General features: G+C 71.2%; 23 protein-coding genes. 10 read left to right on the top strand and 13 right to left on the bottom strand.

What is annotated here, in order from left to right:
- The 3 genes from ABT367_RS09035 to ABT367_RS09025 form a co-directional block, all read right to left on the bottom strand.
- On the bottom strand, window positions 1–311 hold a 311-nt coding region (locus ABT367_RS09035; protein WP_352251114.1), incomplete at its 3' end, for a hypothetical protein.
- Window positions 308–1,537 (bottom strand): glycosyltransferase family 2 protein, encoded by a 1,230-nt coding sequence (locus ABT367_RS09030; RefSeq protein WP_352251112.1) that lies wholly within the window; start codon window positions 1,535–1,537, stop codon window positions 308–310. The genes ABT367_RS09035 and ABT367_RS09030, both read right to left, overlap by 4 nt.
- On the bottom strand, window positions 1,524–1,811 hold the full coding sequence (locus ABT367_RS09025; protein WP_352251110.1) for a hypothetical protein: 288 nt from the start codon (window positions 1,809–1,811) through the stop codon (window positions 1,524–1,526). The genes ABT367_RS09030 and ABT367_RS09025 overlap by 14 nt, the downstream gene beginning before the upstream one ends.
- 193 nt (window positions 1,812–2,004) lie before the next feature.
- On the opposite strand from ABT367_RS09025, the gene ABT367_RS09020 reads away from it, so the two are divergent.
- Together ABT367_RS09020 and ABT367_RS09015 are read left to right on the top strand one after the other, a co-directional pair.
- The gene (locus ABT367_RS09020; RefSeq protein ID WP_352251108.1) at window positions 2,005–2,445 is read left to right on the top strand and encodes a DUF6325 family protein; all 441 of its coding nucleotides are present in this window, start codon (window positions 2,005–2,007) and stop codon (window positions 2,443–2,445) included.
- A gap of 125 nt (window positions 2,446–2,570) precedes the next feature.
- Entirely contained in the window at window positions 2,571–2,927 is a 357-nt protein-coding gene (locus tag ABT367_RS09015) for an SHOCT domain-containing protein (protein WP_352251106.1), read from the top strand.
- An 84-nt stretch (window positions 2,928–3,011) separates the two neighbouring features.
- Here the strand turns inward: ABT367_RS09015 and ABT367_RS09010 are convergent, their stop codons facing one another.
- From ABT367_RS09010 to ABT367_RS08990, 5 genes are all read right to left on the bottom strand, one after another.
- Complete coding sequence (locus ABT367_RS09010) at window positions 3,012–4,721, bottom strand: aldehyde dehydrogenase family protein (RefSeq protein WP_352251104.1); 1,710 nt, start codon at window positions 4,719–4,721, stop codon at window positions 3,012–3,014.
- A gap of 236 nt (window positions 4,722–4,957) precedes the next feature.
- Window positions 4,958–6,283 (bottom strand): MFS transporter, encoded by a 1,326-nt coding sequence (locus ABT367_RS09005; RefSeq protein ID WP_352251102.1) that lies wholly within the window; start codon window positions 6,281–6,283, stop codon window positions 4,958–4,960.
- Between the two features lie 41 nt (window positions 6,284–6,324).
- Entirely contained in the window at window positions 6,325–7,260 is a 936-nt protein-coding gene (locus tag ABT367_RS09000; RefSeq protein ID WP_352251100.1) for a TauD/TfdA dioxygenase family protein, read from the bottom strand.
- Window positions 7,261–7,603: 343 nt separating this feature from the next.
- On the bottom strand, window positions 7,604–8,200 hold the full coding sequence (locus tag ABT367_RS08995) for a TetR/AcrR family transcriptional regulator (RefSeq protein WP_352251098.1): 597 nt from the start codon (window positions 8,198–8,200) through the stop codon (window positions 7,604–7,606).
- Between the two features lie 48 nt (window positions 8,201–8,248).
- Window positions 8,249–9,793 (bottom strand): class I adenylate-forming enzyme family protein, encoded by a 1,545-nt coding sequence (locus ABT367_RS08990; RefSeq protein ID WP_352251096.1) that lies wholly within the window; start codon window positions 9,791–9,793, stop codon window positions 8,249–8,251.
- A 51-nt stretch (window positions 9,794–9,844) separates the two neighbouring features.
- Here ABT367_RS08990 and ABT367_RS08985 point away from each other — a divergent pair, with 51 nt between their 5' ends.
- Window positions 9,845–10,453 (top strand): TetR/AcrR family transcriptional regulator, encoded by a 609-nt coding sequence (locus ABT367_RS08985; RefSeq protein ID WP_352251094.1) that lies wholly within the window; start codon window positions 9,845–9,847, stop codon window positions 10,451–10,453.
- Between the two features lie 58 nt (window positions 10,454–10,511).
- On the top strand, window positions 10,512–12,164 hold the full coding sequence (locus ABT367_RS08980) for an acyl-CoA dehydrogenase family protein (RefSeq protein ID WP_434975428.1): 1,653 nt from the start codon (window positions 10,512–10,514) through the stop codon (window positions 12,162–12,164).
- Between the two features lie 16 nt (window positions 12,165–12,180).
- Here the strand turns inward: ABT367_RS08980 and ABT367_RS08975 are convergent, their stop codons facing one another.
- Both ABT367_RS08975 and ABT367_RS08970 read right to left on the bottom strand, forming a co-directional pair.
- Window positions 12,181–12,672, bottom strand: a complete 492-nt coding sequence (locus tag ABT367_RS08975; protein WP_352251090.1) for a pyridoxamine 5'-phosphate oxidase — start codon at window positions 12,670–12,672, stop codon at window positions 12,181–12,183.
- A 285-nt stretch (window positions 12,673–12,957) separates the two neighbouring features.
- Window positions 12,958–14,241, bottom strand: a complete 1,284-nt coding sequence (locus tag ABT367_RS08970) for a M6 family metalloprotease domain-containing protein (protein ID WP_352251088.1) — start codon at window positions 14,239–14,241, stop codon at window positions 12,958–12,960.
- A 418-nt stretch (window positions 14,242–14,659) separates the two neighbouring features.
- On the opposite strand from ABT367_RS08970, the gene ABT367_RS08965 reads away from it, so the two are divergent.
- Both ABT367_RS08965 and ABT367_RS08960 read left to right on the top strand, forming a co-directional pair.
- The gene (locus ABT367_RS08965) at window positions 14,660–15,322 is read left to right on the top strand and encodes a TetR/AcrR family transcriptional regulator (RefSeq protein ID WP_352251086.1); all 663 of its coding nucleotides are present in this window, start codon (window positions 14,660–14,662) and stop codon (window positions 15,320–15,322) included.
- A 182-nt stretch (window positions 15,323–15,504) separates the two neighbouring features.
- On the top strand, window positions 15,505–17,028 hold the full coding sequence (locus ABT367_RS08960) for an MFS transporter (RefSeq protein ID WP_352251084.1): 1,524 nt from the start codon (window positions 15,505–15,507) through the stop codon (window positions 17,026–17,028).
- A 36-nt stretch (window positions 17,029–17,064) separates the two neighbouring features.
- On the opposite strand, the gene ABT367_RS08955 is transcribed toward ABT367_RS08960, so the two are convergent.
- Window positions 17,065–17,568, bottom strand: a complete 504-nt coding sequence (locus tag ABT367_RS08955; protein ID WP_352251082.1) for a MarR family winged helix-turn-helix transcriptional regulator — start codon at window positions 17,566–17,568, stop codon at window positions 17,065–17,067.
- A gap of 143 nt (window positions 17,569–17,711) precedes the next feature.
- Here ABT367_RS08955 and ABT367_RS08950 point away from each other — a divergent pair, with 143 nt between their 5' ends.
- Both ABT367_RS08950 and ABT367_RS08945 read left to right on the top strand, forming a co-directional pair.
- A complete protein-coding gene (locus ABT367_RS08950; RefSeq protein ID WP_352251080.1) occupies window positions 17,712–18,494 on the top strand; it encodes a dioxygenase family protein in 783 nt (260 codons plus the stop codon).
- Between the two features lie 496 nt (window positions 18,495–18,990).
- Window positions 18,991–19,998, top strand: coding sequence for a sigma-70 family RNA polymerase sigma factor (locus ABT367_RS08945; protein ID WP_352251078.1), 1,008 nt, complete (start codon window positions 18,991–18,993; stop codon window positions 19,996–19,998).
- 98 nt (window positions 19,999–20,096) lie between these two features.
- On the opposite strand, the gene ABT367_RS08940 is transcribed toward ABT367_RS08945, so the two are convergent.
- The gene (locus ABT367_RS08940; protein ID WP_352251076.1) at window positions 20,097–21,047 is read right to left on the bottom strand and encodes a DUF4436 family protein; all 951 of its coding nucleotides are present in this window, start codon (window positions 21,045–21,047) and stop codon (window positions 20,097–20,099) included.
- Window positions 21,048–21,121: 74 nt separating this feature from the next.
- Window positions 21,122–22,096, bottom strand: a complete 975-nt coding sequence (locus ABT367_RS08935) for a helix-turn-helix transcriptional regulator (protein ID WP_352251074.1) — start codon at window positions 22,094–22,096, stop codon at window positions 21,122–21,124.
- A gap of 162 nt (window positions 22,097–22,258) precedes the next feature.
- On the opposite strand from ABT367_RS08935, the gene ABT367_RS08930 reads away from it, so the two are divergent.
- The gene (locus ABT367_RS08930) at window positions 22,259–23,731 is read left to right on the top strand and encodes an MFS transporter (protein WP_434975430.1); all 1,473 of its coding nucleotides are present in this window, start codon (window positions 22,259–22,261) and stop codon (window positions 23,729–23,731) included.
- Window positions 23,732–24,464: 733 nt separating this feature from the next.
- On the top strand, window positions 24,465–25,226 hold the full coding sequence (locus ABT367_RS08925) for a DeoR/GlpR family DNA-binding transcription regulator (protein WP_352251070.1): 762 nt from the start codon (window positions 24,465–24,467) through the stop codon (window positions 25,224–25,226).
- The last annotated feature ends 47 nt before the right edge of the window (window positions 25,227–25,273 follow it).

The raw sequence follows: 25,273 nt of genomic DNA, 5'->3' as shown, positions 1-25,273 counted from the left end.
CCGAGGTCGGGGCGCCCGGCCAACTGGCCCGCGGCAAGCGGCACCAGCATGCCCAGCGCACCGCGTACCACCAGCGCGCGGTCCACCGGCACGGGCCGGACCCGGACCGTGTGCCGCAGCCAAGACGTGCCGCGCCCACCGGGCCGGATCCGGAGCGTCTGCCGCAGCCGCGAGGACGCCCGCCCACCGTGGACGGTGTGCCGCAGCCGCGAGGACGCCCGCCCACCGTGGACGGTGTCCCGCAGCCGCGAGGAAGCCCGCCCACCGCGGACGGTGTCCCGCAGCCATGACCTCGCGCGTCCCCCGGTCACGGCTGCGTCGAGTCTCGTGGCAGGTCCCAGACGACCCGGCGCTCGCGCGGCCCGTGCAGGAGTCCCCTGGTCTGGGCGGTGATCGCGGCGAGGGCGTTGATCGTCCAGTACGCGAGCGGGTAGAGCGGCAGCAGCAGGCAGGCGTACGGGAGCCGAGGGTCCAGGCGCCGCTCGACGGCCACGGCGATCGCGATCTGCAGCAGCGCGACGACCGCGATCCCCACACCCCACGCGATCATCCAGCGGAACTTGGTGTCCCCGGGATGCGTGGCCCAGTGCACGACACCCCAGACTGCGGCGATCAGCATCGTCAGGACCCAGAGATACGAGAGCAGGGCTTCGAGCGCGATCGGCCACAGGGGCCAGTGGCGGGGGCGGCAGACCGTACCGGCATGGGTGCGCAGGACCTCGCCCTGGCCGCGGGCCCAGCGGGTGCGCTGGGCCCAGATGCTGCGGACGGTCCCCGGGACCTGCATCCCGACGAGCGCGTGCGGGGCGAAGCCGGTCAGGTGGCCGGCTTCCAGGAGCCGCCACGTGAGCTCGATGTCCTCGGTGGCCATCTTGGGGTCGTAGCCGCCGACGGCGAGCACGGCGTCCCGGCGGAAGAGACCGAGTACCCCGGCTACCGTGCCGACCCGGCCCGCCAGCGCGTGGGTGCGGCGCATCAGGCCGATCAGCGAGGACGCCTCCAGCATCTGCATCGTGGCGAGCACCCCGCCCCGGTTGGTGACACGGGGACTGCCGGCGACGGCCGCGTAGCGCGGGGAGCGCTCGATGCGGGCGACCAGGTGCCGGACCGCGTCGGGGTGCAGATGAGTGTCCGCGTCGGTGACCAGGACGAGGTCGTGGCGGGCACGGCGCATGCCGTCGTTGAGCCGGTCGGCCTTGCCCAGGTTCACGCCGTCGTCGAGCACGCTCACGCGCGGGTCGTCGCCCGCCGCGTTCCGGGCGGCGGTGACCGTGGCGTCGGCCGACCCGTCGTTGAGGATCAGGATCTCGAGCGCGGGGTAGCGCACCTCGCGCAGTGCGCGGACGCAGCGCCCGATGACCTGTTCTTCGTTGTACGCGGGGATCAGGACGCTCACGCCGGGCCAGCCGCCGGTCGGTTCGGCGAGATTGGAACGCCCCTCCAGGATCCGGAAGAGCACACCGCCCACCATCCACGCCGCTCCGGTGACCACCGGATAGAAGGCGAGGAAGAGGAGCAGCACGTCAAGGACGTTCACGGCGCTCCTCCTTGTGCCGCAGGGCGATGCCCCAGAGCAGGGCGAGGGCGAAGACGAGCCACGAGATCACCACGGCGAACAGCAGCGTGCGCAGGATGTGGCTGTGCCCGAGCAGGACGATCGCGAGGACACCCGCAGCGGCCCACACCACCGCGCCGAGCAGGAATGCGAACACCAGCCGGCCGCGGGACGCGGGCCGCGCGGGCTCGAAGACACCGCCGGAGCGGGTGCTGCCGGAGCCGACGCCACCGGGGTCGTGGTGCCCTGCGGCCATGGGCGTACCTCGCATCCATGGGGTCGTCGCTGCGGGCCACCCGAGGGGTCTTCGGCGGCTCGCGCATCACACAAGGGTCACCCTATGATCCGAATAGTCCGTAATGCACCCCAGGCAGTCCGTAATGCACCGCAGGTAGTCCGTAATGCACCGCAGGTAGTCCGTAACGCACCCCAGGGAAGGCGGCCCGCTCGTGCCCAGTGGCCTCAATGCCGACACCATCGGACCGGTCGACGTCGCCGTGATCGCCTTCGAGGGGAACAAGTTCAGCGGCGATGTCGTGCCCGCCCTGCGGGAGTTGCAGCAGGCCGGCACGGTGCGGGTCCTCGATCTGAGCTTCATCCACAAGGACACCGACGGATCCGTGGAGATCGTCGAACTTGGCGACGAGGAAGTGGCCGAGACGTTTCAGCACGTCACCGAGGCGCAGTTCGATCTGTTCAGCGACGAGGATCTGCAGGCGATCGCGGACGGGCTGCCCACGCAGTCGTCGGCGCTGGTCGTCGCCTGGGAGAACACCTGGGCCGCGCGCCTGGGCGCGGCGATCCGCGGCTCGCAGGGTGAACTGCGGCTGCTCGAGCGGATCGACCGGGACACCGTCGTGGCGGCCGTCGCCGCGCTCGACGCCGACTGACGAGCAGGCGACCGACGACCGACGGCCGACACGGAAACCGACGACCGACACGGAAACCGACGACCGACACGGAAACCGACGACCGACACGAAAACCGACCACCGGCACGGAAGGAAGAGGAACCCATGCTGCCTCGGAGAGTAGGACGCCCCGGACTGCTGGGCACAGTGGTCCGCACCGCCGTCATCTCGGGGACCGCCTCGGCCGTCTCCAACCGTGTGAACCGCGGGATGGCCGAGCGCGATATGCACCGGCAGGCGGACCAGCAGGCCCAGGCGCAGGAGGCTGCGGCCCAGGTCCAGGCGCAGCAGCAGTGGGCCGCCCAGCCGCCCCAGCCGCCCGTCCCGGCGCCCGCCGCGGCACCGGCCGCCGCCCCCGTCGACCGCGTCGCCCAGCTCACCGCACTGGCCGACCTGAAGGCCCAAGGCCTCCTCACGGACGAGGAGTTCGCCGCAGAGAAGGCGCGGGTGCTCGGCGCCTGAGCCACCCCCGCCCGCGATCCCGCCCCCGCCCGCGATCCCGCCCGCGCCCCCGCCCACGGACCCGGCCCCGTACCGCCAGAGCACTCACCCCCGTACCGCCGAAGCGAAAACCCCCGGCAGCCGCCACGCCTTCCCGTCCGCCGCGTACGCCGTCAGCCGCCGCATCGTCGTGCGCCCGGTGCGGTTGGTGACGAAGTACGGCGGCCGGGGCGACAGCGACGGGGAGCCGGTGAACAGTCCGCGCGGGGCCGGCGCGAACGGGGCGCGCAGCACCGTCTTCTCGACGTCCTCCAGCAGATACGCGTTGTGGACGAAGCCGACGCCGCTGCCGATGTCCTGCCGGCTGTGCCCGGGAAAGGCGCCCCACGGGGTGGAGCCGAGCAGAAAGCCGAAGGCCGACCAGCAGTTGACGCCGAGCGTGCCGTAGCGAAGTGAGGCGATCGCCCGGTCGACGGCGGCGCGGTGGCCGCGTTCGGTGCGCGGGTGCACGAGCAGGGTGGCGCCGAGCGTGCCCGGCAGCCGGTCGTTCGCGAACTCCACGGCGGCGTCCAGGAATTGCGCCGCGTCCTCGCCGGGAAGCCGTACGACACCGAGTGCGCTGGCGAACACCTCGACGCCCAGCATCGGGTCCTCGGCGTCGGCGGCGACGTCGGGGACCAGGGCCCGGCACGCGTCCTCGCCGTAGGACTCGGCGCGTTCACCGGCCACGGCGGCGATACGGTCCGCCGCGCCCGGGTAGTAGTCGGCGCGCGGCGGCAGTGCGCGCAACAGCCGGCGGATCTCGGCGAGCAGCGGCTCGGTGCCGTCCCAGTCGCGCGGGACGAGCAGGATCTGGGTGGCCACGCAGTTGTGGCCGGAGTTGTTGAGCTTGCTGGTGACGATGTGCTCGGCCTGGAAGCGGAGGTCGGCCGCGCTCCAGGGTCCGGGCGTCACGATGCAGGGGCTGACCCCGCCCAACTCGCTGGTGAACGGCTTGTCGTTGAGCGGGGTGTCGGCCTTCCTGCGTTCCTCGGCGTGCTCGTCCGTCCCCCACACGATGGCGTCGTGGGTGCGCTCGCTGCCGGTGACATGGATGGTGTCCACGCCGTCATGGGCGGTGAGATACGCGCCCTCCGCGGCGCCTCCGTCCACGAACCGGACCCAGCCCTGCTCGATGAACTCGGCGAACACCGCCTCGAAATGCGGCCGCAGATACGCGTTGACCGGGTTCATCTTGGCGAGGGCGACCTGCCCCTCGGCGTACAGCTTGTGCAGGATGTCGAGCGGGGTGATGGCCGCGACGTTGCCCGCGCCGAGGATCAGCGCGACGGCCGGCTCTCCCGGACGCCCCCGGTACTCGCCGGCCGCGCGGGCCAGGACCTGTTCGGGGGTGGTGCCCGGCCGGGTCCACACCTCGGCGGTGAAGCCGTTGAGGAGCAGTCGGTCGGTGGCGGTGGCGGGGAAGACATCGACGACGGTACGGGTGCCGCTCGCGCGAACGGCCTTGGCGGGCACGGGAGTCCGGCCCGCGTCGAGGCGCCGCAGCACATGCAGATAGGCGGTGACGGTCCGGGCCAGCGCCCAGGGCGCGGCGACCCAGTCCTCGGCGGCCCACGCCGAGTCGGCCGCGTACCCCTTGGCGGCAGCGGCGTCGGCGACCATGCCGGCCGCGCCGTCGGCGATCCGCGGGAGCATCCGCTCCAGGAGGGCGATCCGCTCGGACAGCGGGGCGACGGTCCACGCCGCGGCGCGGGCGCTCAGCTCGCGGACGGCGCGGTCGAGCGGGGCCGTGTCGAGGTCCGGTGCGGTGCTCAAGGGGGCAACTCCTATGCGTACGAGGGAAGATCAGGTCTTGATGCGAGGGAAGTCCGGGCTTGCTACGGGCGAAGACCAGGCCTTGATGCGAGGGAAGTCCCGGCTTGCTACGGGCGAAGACCAGGCCTTGATGCGAGGGAAGTCCCGGCTTGCTACGAGCGAAGGCCAGGCAGCCTTGATACGAGGGAAGTCCCGGCTTGGTACGAGCGAAGACCAGGCCTGGACACGAGCGAAGATCAGACCTTGAGGCGTGCGATGTCCCGCGCCGGATCGATGAGCAGGAAGGACGCGACCGCTCCCACCGCGAGCAGCAGCCCGGACAGCAGGACGGCGTGCTGGTAGCCCGCGCTGCCCTGGGCGTCGACCAGGGCGCCCACGACGGCGGGCGCGGCGAGACCCGAGGCCGTCACCACCGCGTTCATGACGCCGAGCGCGCCGCCGTCCCGCCCGGGCGGCGCGAGCTCGGCGACCGTGGTCACGGCGATGGTGGCGTACGCGCCGCCGAACCCGCAGCCGAGGATGACCAGGACGGTCTTCGCGCTCGTGCCGTCCACAAGGACCGCCGCGACACAGGCGGCCGCCCCCAGCGCGAGCAGCCAGCCGCCGACCTGGCCGCGGGCCCGCCGGCTGCCGGCCCCGCGCCGCAGGAGCAGCCCGGTGAGACCGGCCTGCCCGAGCAGCAGGAGAGCGCCGAGCACCCAGGGCGCGACGATGATCAGGCCGGCGGTATGGGCCGAGTAGCCGAGCGCGTTGCGCAGATACGACGGCATCCAGACCAGCATCAGGGCCACGATCCAGTAGCTCGTGAAGTACGCGACGGTCGCGCCGATCCAGGTGCGGGTGGCGAAGATCCGGCGGTACGGGACGGCCGCGCGGACCCCGTCCCGCCCGGCGCCCGCCTTCGTACCGTCCCGGCCGTCCGCACCGCCCGGGCCCCGGTCCCTCATGCCGTGGCGGCCATCCGCACCGAACACCACCCAGGCCGCGGCCCAAAGGAGCCCCGCCACCACGAGCACCCACAGCGCCGACCGCCAGCCGTGGTGCTGGATCATCCAGGACAGGCCGGGTGCGGAGACGATCACGCCGAGCGTGACGCCCAGGGTGATCAGCGCGCCCGGCAGATTGCGCTTGTGGTCGGGAAACCAGGCAAGCGTGGCCTGTTGGGCCACGGGGAACGCGGGCCCTTCCGCCGCCCCGAGGAAGACCCGGGAGGCGACGAGCACCGCGAGCCCTCCGCCGATCGCCGCCGGGATCTGGGCAACGGACCACAGCAGGGCCATCGCCAGGAGCAGCACCTTGGGCGAGACCCGGTCGGCCGCGAGCCCGACCACCACCGCGGCCACGGAGAAGAGCAGGAAGAACGCGCTGTTGGCGAGCCCGAACTGGGTGGCGCTCAGATCGAGATCGGCACGGATCTCGTCCGCCGCGAGACCGAGGACGGACTTGTCCGCGAAGTTGACCATCATGAAGACCACGAGCAGCGCGGTCACCGTCCAGGCGCGCCTGCTGCTCTTGTCCTCGGCCCCGACTGCCTTGCGGGTCAAGGTCGGTACCGCACTCATGGGTGCTCCAGGGGAGAGGGGGCGGGGTTCGGCGGACGGGCTCAGGACAGCGGGACGCCGGCGATGGCGATGCGCTCCATCACGCGGCGCTGCGGGAAGTAGTCGTTGACCGCGTAGTGCTGGACCGCGATGTTGTCCCAGATCGCGATCGAGTCCGGCTCCCAGTGGAAGCGGATCTGGAACTCGGGGATCCGCGCCTGGAGCACGAGGATGTCGAGCAGCTCCCGGTTCTCGGCCTCGTCAAGTCCCTTGATGTACCGCGTGAACGGCTCGTTCACGTAGAGCGTCCGACGGCCGCTGCGCGGGTGGCGCACCACGACGGGGTGCTCGACCTGCGGCCAGCTCGCACGGAAGGCGGCCTTCTGCTCGTCGTTCATCAGGGCGCCCCAGCTGGCTTCCCAGTCGTGTACGGCGGTCAGATCCTCGATGCGTTCCTTGAGGTCCTGCGGCAGGTTGTCGTACGCGGCGCCCATGTCCGCCCACATCGTGTCGCCGCCCGCGGCGGGCACCTCGACCGCGCGCAGTACGGCGCCGAGCGACGGGTTGGCCATGAACGAGTGGTCGCTGTGCCAGATGTTCTTGTTGCCCGCGGCCTTCGCGTCCTTGGCGAGCCGCGAGATGCCGGGCGTCCCGGTCTGCGCGAAGAACGGGTTCGGCTCCGGCGGCCCCCAGACCGCGGACAGTGCGACGTGGTGCTCGGCGGTGAAGCCGGTCTGGCCACGGAAGAAGATCACCTTCCACTCGAGCAGCGCCTGGCGCAATTCCGCGGCGAGTTCCTCGGTGAGCGGCCGGGTCAGGTCGACCCCGCCGAGCACCGCGCCGAAGTGCGGGGTGAGCGGGCTGACCTCGAACTGCCGGTAGTGCGGCTGCTCGGCGCCGGGCGCGAGCCGGTCCAGGGTGCGGCGCCCGTAGTGCATCAGGGGCTTGTCCAGTACGGGCTTGGGGTCGGCCACTTGGGCCGTCGCGACGTCCTGCATGGGGTCCTCCCGGACAGCGAACGTTGATGACGCAGCTGATGCGCAGCCGATGCCGATACCGATGCCGATACCGACGGCGCGACCGGTGCGCAGCTGATTACGTAACCGGCAGTATCGATATTGAGCGACGGCGGGGCAAGAGGGTGGACGGCATGGATTTCGTACGGGGCCCCGGCGGCTGATCAGGGGTTTCCGGGCACGCCGAAGGGCACGGCGAAGGGCACGGCGAAGGGCACGGCGAAGGGCACGGCGAAGGGCACGGCGAAGGGCACGGCGATGGGCACGGCGATGGGCACGCCCCGACGGGGCAACTCGCCTGACGCGCAAAGGGGATACGGCCGTGCTACGGCTGGATCGCCCGCCCGATCAGCTCGACCACCGACTCGACCAGCGCCTCGTCCGGCTTCTGCTGTTCGCCGACCAGGCGGAAGAGCAGCGACGACGCCACCAGGGTCGCCGCGGCGGCCAGATCGGCATCGGGGCGTACGTCACCGCGGGCGACACCGCGGTCCAGCACATGCCGCGTCTCGCTCATCACGCGGGCGGTGTACGCGCGGTAGGCGGCGGGTTCGGCATCCGCCTCCGCCGCCGCGCCGATCACCCCGGCGAGCAGCCGGCCGACGCCCGGCTGCCGGTACGCCTCCATGCGGGTCGTGAGCACCACCCGCAACTCGGCCCGGAAATCGCCCAGATCGGGCACGTTCAGCGGCCCGATCCGGGACTCGGCGGCGGCGATGATCAGGTCCTGTTTGGTGGGCCAGCGCCGGTACACGGCCGGCTTGCTCACGCCGGCGCGGGCCGCCACGGCGTCCATGGTCAGCGCGCCCATGCCGGACTCCGCGACCAGGTCCACCACGGCGTCGAGCACCGCACGGTTCATGTGCTCCTGCCGCGGCCGGCCCGGCCCTCTGCGTACGCGCTGTCCCTGCTCATCGGCCATGCGGCGACGATACGCGGCGGCCGGCCCGGCCCTTCGTACCGGTGGGGCTCAGATGCTCACCACCCGTTCCACCTCGTCCAGTTCGGCCCGCAGCACATGCTTCGTGATCTTCCCGGAGGGTGTACGGGGCAGCTCGGCGCGCAGGATCAGCTCGCGCGGGACCTTGTACTTGGCGAGCCGCGGTTCGAGCCACGAACGCACCGCTTCCAGTCCGAGCCCGGCCCCCGCGCGCGGCACCACCACCGCCACCACCGTCTCGCCCCACTGCGGATGCGGCCGGCCCACGACGGCCACATCGAGGATGTCGGGGTGGCCGCGCAGGACGCCCTCCACCTCCTGCGAGGCGACGTTCTCGCCACCGGTGATGATCACGTCCTTCATCCGGTCGACGATCGTCACGAACCCGTCCTCGTCGACCCGGCCGAGGTCGCCGCTGCGGTACCAGTCGCCCACGAACACCTCGGCCGTGGCGGCCTCGTCGTCGAGGTAGCCCTCCATCCGGGTGTCCGCGCACAGCCAGATCTCGCCGGTCTCGCCCGCCTCGGCGTCGCTGCCGTCCGGCCGTACGACCCTGAGGTCCACGCCAGGCATCCCGCCGCGCCCGATCGACCCGGCCTTGGACACCTGCTCGGCGGGGGAGAGCGAGGAACCGACCGGCCCCATCTCGCTCATCCCGTACACCTGATGGAACTCCTCGGATCCGTACGCCTTCATCAGGCGGCGCGCGGTGTCCGCGTCGAGCGGTCCGGCACCGTAGATCCAGGCCCGTACGGAGCCGAGATCGAAGTCGGCGAAGTCCGGGACGGCCTGCACCGGGGCGATCAGCGCGATCGGGGCGCCGAACAGTGCCGTGATCCGCTCGCGTTGGATGATCTCCAGCATGGCGCGCGGCTCGTACTCGCGCTGCAGCACCACCGTGCCGCCGAGCAGCAGGGTGGAGAGCGTCCAGTTGTTGAGCGGGGACGCGTGCCAGATCGGCATGCAGATCAGGAAGCGCTCGTCGCGCCGCAGCGGCACGGTGGCCGCGCTGTACGTGGCCGCGAGGGCCACCCCGTGATGGGTGTGCACACAGCCTTTCGGGGTGCCCGAGGTCCCGGACGTGTAGAGGATCTGTGCGATCTGGCTGTCGGGGCCCGCCTGTCCGGTCCACGGCGCGGCGTCCGCGATCAGGGACTCGAAGGCGCCGGCGGGCGGGATATGCGCGTCGGGGTGGCTGACCAGCCAGGTCACGTCCGCGTCGGCCGCGGTCGCGCGCTCCCCGATCTCCGCGTCCACGAGCGCGAACCGTGCGCCGCAGTGCCGCAGCTGGCGCTCGACCTCGGCGGTCCGCAGCTTGTGGTTCACCGGCACCAGGGTCGCGCCCAGGTACCAGGCGCCGAACGCCGCGAACAGGAAGGCCGGGGTGTTGTACGTCATCACCGCGAGCCGGTCGCCGGGGCGCAGGCCCGCCTCGCTCAGCACCGTGGCCGCGCGCCGTGCGGCGTGGGCGAACTCCCGGTAGGTCCAGCGCTGTTCGCGGTAGACCACCGCCTCTTTGTCTTCGGCGGTCCCGGCCGATCGGACCGCGCTGTCCAGCAGGGAGCTGAGGTGCATCACATTCTCCTGACCATGGCGTGAAGCTCTGAACCATGGTTCACTTCTTTCATGGCCTACCGCAAGACCCCCGCCGAGATCAGTCGTCTCGAAGCCGCCAGGGAGCGCCTGATCGGCTGCGCCACCGAGGTCGTCGCCGACGTGGGCTGGTCCCAGGCGTCCGTGAACGCCGTCGCGGACGCGGCCGGGATCGCGGCCGGCTCGGTGTACCAGCACTTCCCGTCCAAGGCGGCGCTCGCCGTCGAGGTGTTCCGGCGTGCGGCCGGGCGTGAGGTGGAGGTGCTCGGCGAGGTGCTCGTCGGTGCCGGCGACCCCGTCGAGCGCCTCAGCCGCGGCGTCGACGTCTTCGCCCGGCGCGCCCTGGAGAACCGGGGCCTGGCCTACGCCCTGCTCGCCGCCCCCGCCGAACCGGCCGTCGGCGCCGAGCGCCTCGACTTCCGGCGGCGCTACCGGGCGCTGTTCGCCGAGGTCGTACGGGAAGGGGTGGCGGCCGGCCAACTGCCGCCGCAGAACGCCGAGATCACCGCGGCCGCGCTGACCGGAGCCATCGGCGAGGTCCTCGTCGACCCGCTCGGCGCCGCCGACGAGGACGCCACACAGCAGCTGCTCGCCGACCTCACCGCCGCGGCCCTGCGCTGCGCGGGCGCACCCACTGCCTGACGACCGTCCTGCGCGGCGCCCACCCGCCTGCACGGGCGCCCACCGCCCGACCACCACCATGGAGGCCCCGATGCCCAGCACTCCCGCCGGCGTGACGCACGAAGTCACCAACCAGGCACCGCCGTTGACCGGGCACAACCCGGCCGAGGACGCCGTACTCCTCGAGGGGATACGGCGCGAGGGAGCCGAGTGGCATATCGAGGACCTGCGCCGCTTCGGCGAGCTGGTCGGCAGCGAGGAGGCCCGCACCTGGGCCGACCAGGCCAACCGCCACGAGCCCGAACTGCGCACCCACGACCGCTACGGCCACCGCATCGACGAGGTCGACTTCCACCCCGCGTACCACTCGCTTCTGACCGCCACGGTCGGTGCGGGCGCGGCCGGTTCGGCCTGGGCCGACGAGCGGCCCGGCGCGCATGTCGCCCGGGCCGGCACCTTCATGCTCGCCACGATGATGGAGCAGGGCCACATGTGCCCGGTCTCCATGACGTACGCCGTCGTCCCCGCGCTGCGCCGGGCCCCCGAACTCGCCAAGATCTACGAGCCGTTGCTCACCAGCCGTACGTATGACCCGGGCCTGCGCACGCCCACCGGGAAGCAGGGCCTGCTCGCCGGGATGGGCATGACCGAGAAGCAGGGCGGCACGGACGTCCGCGCGAACACCACCACCGCGACAGAACAGGCCGACGGCACCTGGCGGTTGCGCGGCCACAAGTGGTTCACCAGCGCCCCGATGAACGATCTCTTCCTGGTCCTCGCGCAGGCGTCCGGTGGACTCTCCTGCTTCCTCGTGCCGCGCGTCCTGCCCGACGGCAGCCGCAACACCTTCCGCATCCAGCGCCTCAAGGACAAGCTCGGCAACCGCTCCAACGCGTCCAGCGAGCCCGAGTTCGACGACACGGTGGCCTGGCTCGTCGGCGAGGAGGGCCGTGGCGTGCGCACCATCATCGACATGGTCACCATGACCCGCCTCGACTGCGTCCTCGGCTCCGCGGGCCACATCCGCGAATCCCTCGCCCAGGCCGCTCACCACACCCGCCACCGCTCCGTCTTCGGCGCCAAGCTCATCGACCAGCCGCTGATGCGCAACGTCCTGGCGGACCTCTCCCTCGAATCCGAAGCGGCCACGACCCTGGGCCTGCGCCTCGCGGGCGCGGCGGACCGCGCCCAGCGCGGCGACGCCTCCGAGAAGGCCTTTCTGCGCCTGGCCACCGCCGTCGGCAAGTACTGGGTCTGCAAGCGCCAGCCGGCCTTCGTCGCCGAGGCCCTGGAATGCCTCGGCGGCAACGGCTACGACGAGGCCTCCGGCATGCCCCGCCTCTACCGGGAGGCCCCGCTCAACGGCATCTGGGAGGGCTCAGGGAACGTCAACGCCCTCGATCTGCTGCGGGCGTTGACGCGCGAGCCGGATTCCCTCGAGGCGTTCCGTACGGAGGTGGAGGCGGCGTCCGGCGCGGACTCCCGCCTCGACAGCGCCTGGCGGGAGCTCCGAGGCCGGCTGGTCCTGACCGAGGACGCCCCACTGCGCGCCCGCCACCTCGTCGAACGCGCGGCCCTCGTCCTCCAGGGCTCGCTCCTCGTCCGCCACGCACCCTCCGCCGTGGCCGACGCCTTCTGCGCCTCCCGCCTGGCGGGCGACTCGGGCTTCGCCTTCGGCACGCTGGCCGCCGGGTCGGACTTCGCGGGACTCCTCGACCGACTCCCGGCGTGAGCGGGGGCGCGCCGGGTCAGCGGACCCGCCCCGCCGCCTCCCACTCCTCCTTGTGCCCGAACCCCTTCGCGTTGTCGATCACCCGCAGCCAGTCCGGCACGACCTCCCACAACGCGGCCGACCCCACCGCCTTTGCGAGCCGCGGGTCCTCGGCCACGTACGGGAAGGCACGGAGGTAGGCGGCACGAGCGGCCTCGAGACCACCCTCACCCACCCTCCGACACGCGCCGCGCCCCTGCACCCCACGGATCGTCGTCCACGTCTGCCGATCGGCCTGAACGGTGAACGCCACGCGGGCTGCGGGGGACTGGCCGACGAGTGCCGCACCGTGGGCGGTGGACGGAGAGGAGAGGAAGAGCAGGGTGCCCGCATCCGAGAGCGCGTAGAACACGGCGCACGCCTGGGGCCCACCGCGGTCATCCACGTACGCCAGATTCAGCGTGCTGTGCCCGGCCAGCGCCTGCAGATAGGGGGCGGGCGGGCTCGGAACGGTCTCTCCATCGGTCACCCGGCCAGGGTGCCTCATCCACGGCCCGGTGGGGGCGCGGTCCCGTTGCGGGTGCGGGTGGTTGGCGCCTGCGGCGGGCGGGATTTCCCCTACCCGCCCCTTCCCGAAACCGGGGCTTCGCCCCGGACCCCTGCATCCGAACGAAGTTCGGATCTGCTCAATCGCCGCAGGGGCTGGTTGATTGCCGCAGCCGCGTTGATACCCGCGGCCGCGTACCGGCGTGAGGGGACGGGGTGGGGTGCATTGTCATTCGGGCGCCCCCGACGTAGGCGGCAACCCCGAAGCTCAACCCCGCCGCACCCGCACCTTGAACCGCCCGTCCTTCTCCTGCGACACCACGGTGACCCGCACCCCGTGCTCCCGGTCCACAAAGGTCTCCCCGGGCCCGTACGGCGCATCCGACAGCTCCGCGTGCACATTGGGCCGCCGCGTACACCCACCCGAATCCCGCCCCGAGTCGGCCACCGTCACCGGCCCCTGCCCCGTATCGACATCGGCATCCACGCGATACACGAGCACACCGGGCTTGCACACCGCCTCATCGTTCCCACCCCGCGTACGCACCTCGAGCGCATACCCCGCCTGCTCACTCAGCGGAATGAACGTCAGCTTCGTACCGTCGCTCTTCGACCCCAGCGGACTCAGCAGATGCTCCGACACCCCGGACGCCGACGCACACCGCACCTGGTTGTCGTCCAGCCACCCCAGCTTCCACTTGTGCCAGCCGAGCAGATCGTTGTTCGCCCCCCAGTCCTCGCTCATGATGTCCCAGTGCCCGACGGCCCCGCCCCCGTCGGCGGTGTACAGATCCGGCAGCCCGAAGACATGCCCGTTCTCATGCGGCAGCACCCGGTAGCCGGTCTCGTCGTAGGACCCCGACCCGTCGTCCTGCCGGCTGTAGACGAAGGACGCGTTGGAGACGGGCACACCATCGGCGACCGGCGCCTCGTGATTGCCCGCGAAGGTCACCGACAGCACGGTGTCGAGCGCGGAGGGCCCCGCGTTCGGGGTGACGAGGATGTTCACGAGGTCGTACGAGCTGAAGTCCACGTCGGGGTCGGCGGTCCGCACGATGTCCTCGACCAGCGCCCGGTAGCCGGGATCGAACGGAGCGCCGCGCTCTATCCCGTACGCGGAGAATTTGCGGGGCATCCGCAGCCAGTCCTTGACCGGTGCGTGCGGCTGGTAGTCGAGCCGCCCGTACGAGCTGGTGCGGAACCACTTCTGGGTCTGCGGGAAGAACTCCCCGTACCGCTCGAGCGCCGTGCCCTCACCGGGCGCGTCCGGGAAGTCGACCATCAGGTTCAGCGCGCGGATGGTGCCCGTCGAACGGGAGTAGCCGGGTCCGGTGGGCACGCCCTCGGACATCTGGACACCCATCGAGCCCGTGATCATGCACGGACCGAGAGCGGTGGAGCGGGCCGCGGACACCGGCCCCGACGCGCTCGAGGTGTCGGCGAGAAGCTGTCCCGTACTGGCCGTCGCCGTCGCGGAGATGGCCAGCGCAGCGGCCGCGGCGAGCCAGCTGCTGCGGCGCGGCCTGCGTATCCAGCGAGGGGACAGCTGCATGCGAGGGCCCTTCCGGTCCGGCGGCACGGCAGCCGTGGAATCAGCCGCCGCACCGGCGGCGCGGCAGCCGTCGAGCACCACCACGCCAAGTCGTCACCCCGAGGGCCGGCCCCATGAGCGGGCCCGCACCAGGCCGCGACGGAAGCCGCGTCCATGACGATCACCTTCTGCCGGGGGCGCGACACGCGCGCGCTGGGTGCGCCGATCGTGGGTTTCTCGCCCGGAACAGGTGTGAGCCAGGTCACAGGAGTGTCGGGAAATAACCGGGGAGGGTCTCCCCGTTTAGACCTGTGTTCGCGCGAAACGGGGACTGCCTCCCCGCATCGAGGCGAAGCGTCCCGCGGCCGGTTCAGGCGCCGGGGCGGAGGAGCCGGAAAATAGAAGTGGACAGATGTCCACTTCGGAGGGCAGGATGGTTATGGTCACCGCAGCAGCCGCTGAACGGTCGCGCCCCGTGCCGCGCCCCCGGGCCGACGCACTGCGCAACCGTGAGCGGATCGTGGCGGCGGCAAGGGAGATGTTCGTCGAGTTCGGACCCGAGGTCCCGTTCGACGAGATCGCCCGCAGGGCCGGCGTCGGCAACGCCACCCTGTACCGGCACTTCGCCGACCGCGCGGAGCTCATCCGCGAGGTCGTCTGCTCCGTCATGGACCGTGCGTCGGAGCAGGCCGAGCGGGCCCTCGCCGAAGAGGGCGACGCGTTCGAGGCGCTGCGCCGCTTCGTGCACGCGGCCGCCGACGAACGGATCGGCGCGTTGTGCCCGATGCTCGCCGGTGACTTCGACAAGGAGCACCCGGATCTCGACGAGGCCCGGGACCGTATCGAATCTCTGGTCGAAGAGCTGATGGCCAGGGCCCGCACCGCAGGTCGACTGCGCACCGATGTCGCTGTCGGTGACCTGATGGTGGCGCTGTCCCAGCTCACCCGGCCCCTGCCAGGGTCGGGGTGTGTGAACTTCGACCAGTTCGTCCACCGCCACCTGCAGCTGTTCCTGGACGGCCTGCAGGCCCCGGCCCGATCCGAACTCCCGGGAACGGCGGCCACTTTGGAGGATCTTCGCCAGAAGACCTGCCAGGCCTGACCGCAATCACGGCGAGCGGCCGATGAGTCCGCGCGCCCCGGAGAGTCACCCCTACAAGCTTCCGCAGTAACCCGCAGAGCACAGCAGTTCTCAACCCCGCTCTGAACCCAGCAGTTCTTCACCGTCATCGCACGCTGTCGTGCGCGTGCGTTTTTTCAAGAAATATCGAGGTGGGTACCCCCATGTCCGAAACAGCTCTCAAGCCCGATACCGGGCTCGACCCGAAGCGATGGACGGCTCTCGTCTTCATCGCTCTGGCGCAGCTCATGGTCGTGCTCGACGCGACGATCGTGAACATCGCTCTGCCGACCGCCCAGCTGGACCTGGGGATCTCGGACGGCAACCGCCAGTGGGTCATCACGGCCTACGCCCTGGCCTTCGGTGGTCTGCTGCTGTTCGGTGGCCGCATCGCCGACCTGTGGGGCCGCAAGCGCACCTTCGTGACCGGCCTGATCGGTTTCGCCGGCGCGTCCGCCCTCGGTGGCGCCGCGACCGGTGAGGCCATGATGCTGATCGCCCGTGCCGCGCAGGGCGCCTTCGGTGCGCTGCTCGCGCCGGCCGCGCTCTCGCTGCTCGCCGTGATGTTCACCGACGCCAAGGAGCGCGCGAAGGCCTTCGGCATCTACGGTGCGATCGCCGGTGGCGGTGGCGCCGTGGGTCTGATCCTCGGCGGTGTCCTCACCGAGTACCTGAACTGGCGCTGGACCTTCTTCGTCAACATCCCGTTCGCGATCGTCGCCGCCCTCGGCGCGTACTTCGTGATCCGTGAGCCGGCCGGCGGCCGCAACCGCTCGCCGCTCGACATCCCGGGTGTGCTCCTGTCGACGACCGGTCTGGTCGCGCTCGTCTACGGCTTCACCCGCGCCGAGTCCGAGGGCTGGTCCGACTCACTGACCATCGGCATGTTCGTCGCCTCCGCCGTGCTGCTCGCCGCGTTCGTGGCCGTCGAGGCCAAGGTCAAGCACCCGCTGCTCCCGCTGCGCGTCATCACCGACCGCAACCGCGGCGGTGTCTACCTGTCGCTCGGTCTCGCCGTCATCTCGATGTTCGGTCTGTTCCTGTTCCTGACCTACTACCTGCAGATCGTCAAGGGCTACAGCCCGGTCATGACCGGCTTCGCGTTCCTGCCGATGATCGTCGGCATGATCACGGGCTCGACCCAGATCGGCGCGCGTCTGATGACCCGCGTCCCGCCGCGCCTGCTCATGGGCCCGGGCTTCCTGGTCGCCGCGCTCGGCATGCTGCTCCTGACCCAGATGGAGATCGACTCCTCGTACCCGCTCCTGATCCTGCCGGCGCAGCTGCTGCTCGGTCTCGGTATGGGTACGGCGTTCATGCCGGCCATGTCGCTCGCCACCCTCGGTGTCGAGGCGCGGGACTCCGGTGTGGCCTCCGCGATGGTCAACACCTCGCAGCAGGTCGGCGGCGCCATCGGCACCGCGCTCCTGAACACCATCGCCGCCTCGGCCACGACCGCGTACCTCGTGGACAACGCGGCCGGCGCCACCAACCAGCAGCTCCTTCAGGCGCAGGCCATGGTCGAGGGCTACACCTCGGCGATCTGGTGGGCCGTCGGCATCCTGGTGGTCTCCGCGGCCATCGCGTTCACCTTCATCACCACCAAGGCGCCGGGCTCCACGCCGGTGGCCTCGGGTGGCGGTCAGGGTGCCGAGGACGAGATCGCGGTCCCGGTCATGGCGCACTGATCCACGTATCGCAGTAGCCGGATCCGCCCTGGGGGCTCAGCGCAGCCAGGGCAGATCCGCACCCGCCTCGCACGGCTGAAGTCCCTCGGCGACGATCTTCATGATCTCGCCGAGGGATTTCTGCTGTTCGGGGGTGAGCCGGTCGAAGAGCGCCTGCCGTACCGCGGCGACATGGCCGGGGGCGGCCTCGGCGAGGACCTCGGCGCCCCGCTCGGTGAGGATCGCGTTCTGGCCGCGCTTGTCGGAGGGGCAGTCCTCGCGGCGGACCCAGCCGTTCTTCTCCAGGCGGGCGACGGCGTGCGAGAGCCGGGAGCGGGTGATCTTCGCCTGCTTGGCGAGCTCGGTCATCCGCAGCCGCCGGCGCGGGGCCTCGCCGAGCTGGACGAGCAGCGCGTAATAGAGGTGCGGCAGCTTGGCGTCCCGCTGCAACTGCCGGTCCAGGTGGTCGTCGAGGAGCATGGTGGCCTGCAGATATGTGCGCCAGACCTGCTGTTCCTCGTCGGTGAGCCAGCGGGGCTCGTCCTCGTGCTTCGTCGCCATGCTTCCACTGTACGGAGCGGTTCCTTGAAGGTTGAAGGAAAGGGGGGAGGGGAGTACCTTCGAGGTAGTGCTTGAAGTTTCAAGTATGACTGGCCGGCATGCGTTCCCAGTGTGCGAACGAGTGCCTGAGCAAGGGAGCCGCCATGAACGCCACCACCGAGCGCATGCCCGCGCTCTACCTCTCGCACGGCGCCCCGCCGCTCGCCGACGACGCGCTGTGGCCGGGTCAGCTCGCGGCCTGGTCTGCGGACCTGCCGCGACCGAAGGCGATCCTCATGGTCTCCGCGCACTGGGAGGAGGCCCCGCTCGCGCTCGGCGCCACCGAGACCGTGCCGCTCGTCTACGACTTCTGGGGCTTCCCCGAGCACTACTACCAGGTGCGGTACGAGGCTCCGGGCGCTCCTGAACTCGCCGAGTCCGTACGGAAACTGCTGCGAGCCCCCGGTACGCCGGTGCAGGACATCCCGGACCGCGGCCTCGACCACGGCGCGTACGTGCCGCTGGTCGAGATGTTCCCCGCCGCCGACATTCCGGTCCTGCAGATCTCCATGCCCACGCTCGACCCGCGCCGGCTCATGGACATCGGGCGCAAGCTCGCGCCGCTGCGCGACGAGGGCGTGCTGATCGTCGGCAGCGGCTTCTTCACGCACAACCTGGCGGCGCTGCGGCAGGGCGGAATCCCTTCCTGGTCCGCGGAGTTCGACGCGTGGGGGCACGAGGCGCTGGACGCGGGCGACGTGGACGCGCTGCTCGATTTCACGGTCAAGTCACCCGCGGGAGCGCTGGCCCACCCGCGCACCGAGCACTTCGCGCCGCTGTTCGTGGCGATGGGGGCGGCGGACGCGGCCGGTGGGCCGGCGATGCAGCGGTCGGTGATCGACGGGTTCTGGATGGGGCTCGCGAAGAGGTCGGTGCAGTTCGGCTAGAGCCGGACCTGGCTCATGAGGTGCCTGGGAACTGTTGGCGCGTTCGGGCCGTTGGGCGATTGAAGCGTCTGTGGCTGTGTTGCGCGGGCCGGATTGAGGGAACTCGGGGAGCTGCCGGGCAACCAGGATGCGGCCGGCGCCGTCTTCACCAGCAGGGAGAGCAGGCCCCCGCAAGGGGGCGGAGCAGGCAAAACGTGTGACGGCCGTCTCATTTCCCCGGCGTCGACGACGACGCGTCAGGGGTACGGGGCGGGGCATCGCACCAGGCCTGACCTGCACCTCCGTGGCACCGACACGGTGTCGGTCCATGTTGCGGCGGCACAGGGTACTGCAAGATCACGAAAAATGTTGGGCAGCTCGGGAATTCTGTCCGGATTCCAGTCGTTGTTTCCATCGGAAGCGGTAGCCAAGCGTTATTTGAACTGTCACAGCCGGCCGCCGCCCCTGGAGTCCCGAAGACCACCAGCAGGCCCCACTCATCGCAAAGGGAGCACGCATGGCAACCCGTGCCGTCGCCCGTCGTAAGACCGCCAAGGGCGGATCCGACGCGGCCAGCAGTGTTCGCGTCGGAACCGGTGAAATCGCCGACCGCGACCTGGTCGGCATGTATCTGGACGAGATAGCCCGCACGCCGCTGCTCGACGCCGCCAAGGAGGTCGAGCTCTCGCAGATCATCGAGGCGGGCGTGTATGCCCAGCAGATCCTCGACGGGACGCTCGAACAGGCCACCGAGACCGGCAAGGACGCGAGCCGTGAAGAGCTCGAGGCCCTGGTCGCCGACAGCGAGCGCGCCAAGGACATCTTCATCCGCTCCAACCTCCGTCTGGTCGTCGCGGTCGCCCGCCGCTATCCGCGCTCGGGTCTGCCGCTGCTCGACCTGATCCAGGAGGGCAACGCGGGCCTGGTGCGCGCGGTCGAGAAGTTCGACTACCGCAAGGGCTTCAAGTTCTCCACGTATGCCACGTGGTGGATCCGTCAGGCCATCACCCGCTCCATCGCCGACCAGTCGCGCACCATCCGGCTGCCCGTCCACCTCGTCGAGGAGCTCGGCCGCATCCGCCGAGTCCAGCGCGAGTTCAACCGGGAGAACGGCCGCGACCCGGAGCACACCGAGATCGCCGCCGAGCTCGGCTCCACGCCGGAGCGCGTCGGTGACGTGCTCGACTGGGCGCGCGACCCGGTCTCCCTGAACATGTCGGTGGACGACGACGGCGACACCCAGTTCGGCGACCTGCTCGAGGACACCTCGGCGGTCTCGCCCGAGCAGTCGGTGCTCACGCTGCTGCGCAGCGAGGAGCTCGACGGTCTGATCGGCCGGCTCGACCAGCGCACCGCGTCCATCATCAAGATGCGGTACGGCATCGAGGACGGCCGCGAGCGCACCCTGACCGAGGTCGGCAAGGAGCACGGGCTGACCCGCGAGCGGATCCGTCAGATCGAGAAGCACGCCTTGCTCGAGCTCAAGCGGCTCGCCCGCGACACCGGCTTCGACGCGGCGGCGTGACCCCCGGCGGCCTCGCGCCGCCCCCGAGACCGAGCCCCCGGCGCCCCACCCCCCCCTGGCGTCGGGGGCTCGTCGTGTTCACGGCCGTCCCGATGGGCTCAGAGCCGGTCCGCCTCCGCGGCCGCCGTCTGCGCCTCCACCTCTGCCAACTTCGCCTTCTCCACCCGGATCCCGAACGCCGCCACGGCCACCAGGCACAGTGCGATGACACCCTCGGCCCACAGGAACGCCGCGTAGTCGATCAGCGAGCCGAAGGGCGGATTGCCCGGCGCCGCGTTGCGGAAGCCGGCCAGCGCGAACAGGGTCGCGGCCATCCAGCTCATGGCCGCCCACACCAGCCCCTTGCGGTGGTCGATCACGAACCACGTCGCGGCGAGTACGGCGAGGGCCAGGCCCCACATGATGAACATCATCAGCCAGGCCAGGATGAACGTGGACCGTGACCGCCGTACGTCCAGGTCCAGCGAAGCCACCTCGCTGTCCTGGGAGTTGTGGGTCACCCGCGGTGAGAAGAACGGGTCCACGTCGTGGAACTCGAGACCCACGGGCAGCTGCCGGTCCCCGCCCGCCGCGCTGAAGCCGACGCGTGCGTCGTAGCGGTCGAAGGGGTAGTTGGTGATGGCCCCGTCGTCGATCGGAATGGCGACGACCTGAGTCGTGACCCGCTCACCGCCCTTGAAGCGCAAGGTGCCCCGGATCAGCGACGAGGTGTAGACGGTCAGATCCCGTACGGGTGTGAGCTCGTCGGAAGGGTCCTGCAGCCGGCCCTGCGGATAGACGTTCACGCGGAACAGCAGCTCTCGCGCCACCGGGTCGACTTTCTGCAGCGAGGCCTTGACCAGGATCCCGTCCCGCGCGGCCACGTCCCCGGCGCGGTGCACGCTCTGCCGGGTGTCGCGCTCGTCGAAGTACAGCAGGATCCCCGTCGCGGCGGCGCACAGCGCGAGCACGAAGACGATGACATGCCGCACGGTCCGGGCCCGCGCCTGCGCGGCCCGCGCCCGGGCCCGCAATCCCCGTGCGGGGTTTTCGTCACGCTCTGTGCGCATATCACCACCGTACGGTGAAATGTGCACCCGCGCCGGGGCGGGGCATCCCCCGGCGGAGGATGCCCCCTAGCGGGCTAGTTCGCTGCCGCCCTGGTCAGGCGGCTGCCCAACTGGGCGACCTGCTCGGCCAGTTCCGCGGGCCCTCGCACCGTGAACTCCACCCCCGCCATCGCCAGGCGCATCGCCGCCCACTCCAGGGAGTCCTGGACCGTCGAGCGCAGCCGGCAGCTGTCCGCGCCCGTCGCCTCCGGGGTGCCGAAGGACGGCGGGAGCCGGCGGGCCACCTCGGCGGCCGGAGCGTCGAAGGTCGCGTCCAGCTCGAACGAGGGCGCCGCCCGCCACACCGTCGCCCGCATGAACTCCGCCGCGTCCCCGGTCGGCACCTCGCGCGGCGCGAACCGCGCACCCGTCGCGAACGGGTCGCCGACCCGGTCGACCCGGAACGTACGCCAGTCGTCCCGGTCCAGGTCGTACGCGACGAGGTACCAGCGCCGGCCCGCCGAGATCAGCCGGTACGGCTCCGTCAGGCGCCGGGTCCGTGCGCCGTCCGCGGCCTCGTACGAGAAGCGCAGCCGTTCGTGTCCCGAGGTCGCCGAGGCCAGGACCGTGAGGGTCTCGGGTGCGATGGTCGCGCCGTCGCCGACCCCGCTGTACACGAGGGAACTCGTGGCCGTGCCAAGGGTGTTGACGCGGTGGCGCAGCCGCGAGGGCAGCACCTGTTCGAGTTTGGCGAGGGCGCGTACGGAGGCCTCCTCGATGCCCTCGACCGCATGGCCCGCGCCCGCGCGCAGACCGACCGCGATCGCCACCGCCTCCTCGTCGTCGAGGACGAGAGGCGGCAGTGCCTTGCCCGCGACCAGGCGGTACCCGCCGTCCGCGCCCATGGTCGCCTGTACCGGATAGCCGAGGTCGCGCAGCCGGTCCACATCACGGCGGACGGTCCGCCGGGAGACCTGGAGGCGATCGGCGAGCTCACTGCCGGGCCACTCGCGTGGCGTCTGCAGAAGCGACAGAAGCTGCAGCAGTCGTGCCGGAGTATCGGTCGTCATGTTTTTGAGGATGCCCCTCAATTAGGTCGTGACCTGTCCTACATGCCATCTAACGTACTCCTTATGAAGACGACAAGCAGCAGCGCGCAGGGCATAGCCCAGGGGCCGGGGCAGGGCGGGGCCCAGGCCGACCGGCGGCGGTGGATCGCGCTGGCGATCGTGATGACCGCCTCGTTCATGGACCTCGTCGACGTGACGATCGTGAACGTCGCGATCCCCACCATCACGCGCGACGAGGGTGCAACTGCCAGCCAGATCCAGTGGATCACCGCGGGTTACGCACTGGCCTTCGCGGCCGGACTGATCACCGGCGGCCGGCTCGGTGACATCTACGGCCGCAAGCGGCTCTTCCTGATCGGTATCGCCGGCTTCACCCTCGCCTCGGCGCTGTGCGGCTTCGCCGCCAACCCGGACATGCTGGTCGCCTCCCGCATCCTGCAGGGAGCCACGGCCGCGCTGATGGTGCCGCAGGTCCTCTCGATCGTGCACGCCACGTTCCCGGCGCATGAACGCGGCAAGGTGTTCGGCCTGTTCGGCGCGATCGTGGGCCTCGGTGCGGTGACCGGTCCGCTGCTCGGCGCCCTGCTCACGCAGTGGAACCTGTTCGGTCTCGAGTGGCGTCCGATCTTCCTGATCAACCTGCCGGTCGGCATCGCGGCCCTGATCCTCGGCCGCAAGTACATCAGCGAGTCCAAGGCGCCCAAGGCGCTCAAGCTGGACCTCGTCGGCGTCGTCCTCGTCGTGATCCCGCTGCTCATGCTGCTCTACCCGCTCACCCGCGGCCACGAGCTGGACTGGCCGCTGTGGGGTCACCTCATGATGGTGGGCGCGCTTCCGGTCTTCGCGATCCTCGTGGCGTACGAGCGCTACAAGGCCCGCAAGGACGGTTCGCCGCTGATCGAGCTGCCGCTGTTCAAGGTGAAGAGCTTCGCGGCGGGCATCGCGGTGCAACTGACCTTCGGGCTCGTGATGGGCATCTTCTTCCTGGTGTGGACCCTCTACATGCAGGAGGGGCTCGGCTGGACCCCGCTCAAGGCGGGCCTGACGGGCGTGCCGTTCTCGATCGCCGTCTCCTTCGCAGCCGGTATCTCGGTGCAGAAGCTCGTCCCGGTCTTCGGCCGCAAGGTCCTTCAGGCGGGCGCGCTGACCATGGCCGCCGGCGTCCTGATCTACATCTGGGAGGCCGACCGGTACGGCATGACCATCAGCCCCTGGCAGATGGCGCTCCCGCTGGTCGTGATGGGTGTCGGCATGGGCCTGATCGTGGCCCCGCTGACCGACGCGGTCCTGTCCGAGGTGCCGCGTGAGCACGCGGGTTCGGCCTCGGGCCTGATCAACACCACGATGCAGATGGGCAACGCACTCGGGCTCGGCCTGGTGTCGGTGGTCTTCTTCGGACAGCTCTCCGACCACGTGGTGCCGGAGCAGATGACCGCGGAGATCGTGGACGCGTTCCAGTACGCGCTCAGGTACGTCGCCGCGGTACTCGTCGCGATCTTCCTGGTGATGTTCGCACTGCCGAAGCGTCCGAAGCAGCACTTGGAGGGCGGGGAGGACGAGGCTTCGGCTCCGTCTTCACCGGCGGACTCGGCCGGCGCGGCGGACGACGACGAGCAGCCGGTACTCGTCCACTGACCCGGCCCCCTTCGGCGCCCTCGCACCTTCGTGGTGCGGGGGCGCCGACGCGTCTGCGGCAACGGGAGAGGGCGCCGGGCGCGACGCGCACTCGCACCGGCCCGCAGCCGCGAGATGGCGGGACGCGGATGTGACGCGCGCCCCCACCGGCTCGCAGCCGCGCGATGTCTGTGCGGAACCCCCACCCACCCGCAGCCGCGGAACCGGCGGAAGGGGACGGGGGACGCGGAAGTGACGCGCATCCCACTGGCCCGCAGCCGTGCGACGTCTGGGCGGAACCCCCACTGGCCCGCAGCCGCGGAACCGGCGGAAGGGGACGGGGAGGGGTGCCAGTTACACGGGCGCCCCCGACGGCGACGGCAACCCTTCACGGGAACGGTGCCATTGCCCGTGTAACTGGTACCCCGGACCGGCACCGACCCCACGACGACACCGCACGCGCGCAGCACACGCAGGGCCGGGCACCCGCTCCAGCACCTGGCGCCCGCTCCGGGCCACCCCTCCGAGCCCCGAGCCCCCAGCCCCGAGCCCCGAGCCCCCAGCCCCCTGCCCCCAGCCCCGAGCCCCCAGCCACCGACCCCGACAGGGCCCTTGGGCCCACCCCGCGGACCACCCACCGGGACCAAAGCCCGTTTCTGCCCGAACCATGCCCGACTCTGTTTACTTCAGCGATACGCAGCCGTACTCTGACGGAGAACCCACACAGTCGGGCACGAAGCGGAGCTGAACCCACATGTACGCACCGGAGCGCCAGCAGGAGATCCTCCGGCTCGCCCGCGAGAGCGGACGGGTCGATGTGCTGTCGCTCGCCGAGGAGTTCCAGGTCACCGCCGAGACCGTACGGCGCGACCTCAAGGCCCTCGACCGCGCGGGCCTCGTCCGCCGGGTGCACGGCGGGGCGATACCGGCCGGACGGCTCGACTTCGAGCCCGACCTGGCCGAGCGCGAGTCCACCGCCGCCGACGAGAAGGACCGCATCGCCCGGGCCGCCCTCGCCGAACTCCCCGCCGACGGCAGCGTGATCCTCGACGCCGGATCCACCGTCGCCCGCGTCGCCGCCGACCTGCCGCTCGAATCCGCGCTCACGGTCGTCACGCACTCGCTGCCCACCGCGGCCCGCCTCGCCGACCACCCCGGCATCCAGCTGCACCTCATCGGCGGCCGGGTGCGCCACCGTACGCGCGCGGCCGTCGACGCCTGGGCCCTGCGCGCCTACGGGGAGGTCCGCGCCGACGTCCTCCTCCTCGCCGCCAACGGCTACTCCGCCGCCCACGGCCTGACCACCCCCGACCTCGCCGAAGCCGCCGTCAAGCGCGCCGCGATCGCCGCGGCCCGCCGTGTCGTGCTGCTCGCGGACTCCGCCAAGTGCGGCGAGGAGCACTTCGCGCGCTTCGGGGACCTGGCCGAGGTCGATCTGCTGATCACCGACAGCGGCCTCTCCGACGCCGATGCCTCGGCCGTCGAGAAGGCCGGCGTCACAGTCCGGCGCGTCTGAGCGCGCCCCCGCCCCCCACGTACGAGATGAACCACCTGGAAGCGGTA

Source organism: Streptomyces mesophilus, from assembly GCF_040300965.1.
Lineage (GTDB): Bacteria > Actinomycetota > Actinomycetes > Streptomycetales > Streptomycetaceae > Streptomyces > Streptomyces mesophilus_A.
The sequence above is the reverse complement of the archived record's forward strand: the minus strand, read 5'-3'. Positions and strand labels throughout refer to the sequence as shown.

Bases quoted from the DNA above. Each gene is read 5' to 3' on its own strand.
- ABT367_RS09025 (WP_352251110.1), bottom strand. From the start codon at position 1,811: ATGGCCGCAGGGCACCACGACCCCGGTGGCGTCGGCTCCGGCAGCACC.
- ABT367_RS09015 (WP_352251106.1), top strand. From the start codon at position 2,571: ATGCTGCCTCGGAGAGTAGGACGCCCCGGACTGCTGGGCACAGTGGTC.
- ABT367_RS09005 (WP_352251102.1), bottom strand. From the start codon at position 6,283: ATGAGTGCGGTACCGACCTTGACCCGCAAGGCAGTCGGGGCCGAGGAC.
- ABT367_RS09000 (WP_352251100.1), bottom strand. From the start codon at position 7,260: ATGCAGGACGTCGCGACGGCCCAAGTGGCCGACCCCAAGCCCGTACTG.
- ABT367_RS08995 (WP_352251098.1), bottom strand. From the start codon at position 8,200: ATGGCCGATGAGCAGGGACAGCGCGTACGCAGAGGGCCGGGCCGGCCG.
- ABT367_RS08990 (WP_352251096.1), bottom strand. From the start codon at position 9,793: ATGCACCTCAGCTCCCTGCTGGACAGCGCGGTCCGATCGGCCGGGACC.
- ABT367_RS08985 (WP_352251094.1), top strand. From the start codon at position 9,845: ATGGCCTACCGCAAGACCCCCGCCGAGATCAGTCGTCTCGAAGCCGCC.
- ABT367_RS08980 (WP_434975428.1), top strand. From the start codon at position 10,512: ATGGAGGCCCCGATGCCCAGCACTCCCGCCGGCGTGACGCACGAAGTC.
- ABT367_RS08970 (WP_352251088.1), bottom strand. From the start codon at position 14,241: ATGCAGCTGTCCCCTCGCTGGATACGCAGGCCGCGCCGCAGCAGCTGG.
- ABT367_RS08965 (WP_352251086.1), top strand. From the start codon at position 14,660: ATGGTCACCGCAGCAGCCGCTGAACGGTCGCGCCCCGTGCCGCGCCCC.
- ABT367_RS08960 (WP_352251084.1), top strand. From the start codon at position 15,505: ATGTCCGAAACAGCTCTCAAGCCCGATACCGGGCTCGACCCGAAGCGA.
- ABT367_RS08955 (WP_352251082.1), bottom strand. From the start codon at position 17,568: ATGGCGACGAAGCACGAGGACGAGCCCCGCTGGCTCACCGACGAGGAA.
- ABT367_RS08950 (WP_352251080.1), top strand. From the start codon at position 17,712: ATGAACGCCACCACCGAGCGCATGCCCGCGCTCTACCTCTCGCACGGC.
- ABT367_RS08945 (WP_352251078.1), top strand. From the start codon at position 18,991: ATGGCAACCCGTGCCGTCGCCCGTCGTAAGACCGCCAAGGGCGGATCC.
- ABT367_RS08940 (WP_352251076.1), bottom strand. From the start codon at position 21,047: ATGCGCACAGAGCGTGACGAAAACCCCGCACGGGGATTGCGGGCCCGG.
- ABT367_RS08935 (WP_352251074.1), bottom strand. From the start codon at position 22,096: ATGACGACCGATACTCCGGCACGACTGCTGCAGCTTCTGTCGCTTCTG.
- ABT367_RS08930 (WP_434975430.1), top strand. From the start codon at position 22,259: ATGACCGCCTCGTTCATGGACCTCGTCGACGTGACGATCGTGAACGTC.
- ABT367_RS08925 (WP_352251070.1), top strand. From the start codon at position 24,465: ATGTACGCACCGGAGCGCCAGCAGGAGATCCTCCGGCTCGCCCGCGAG.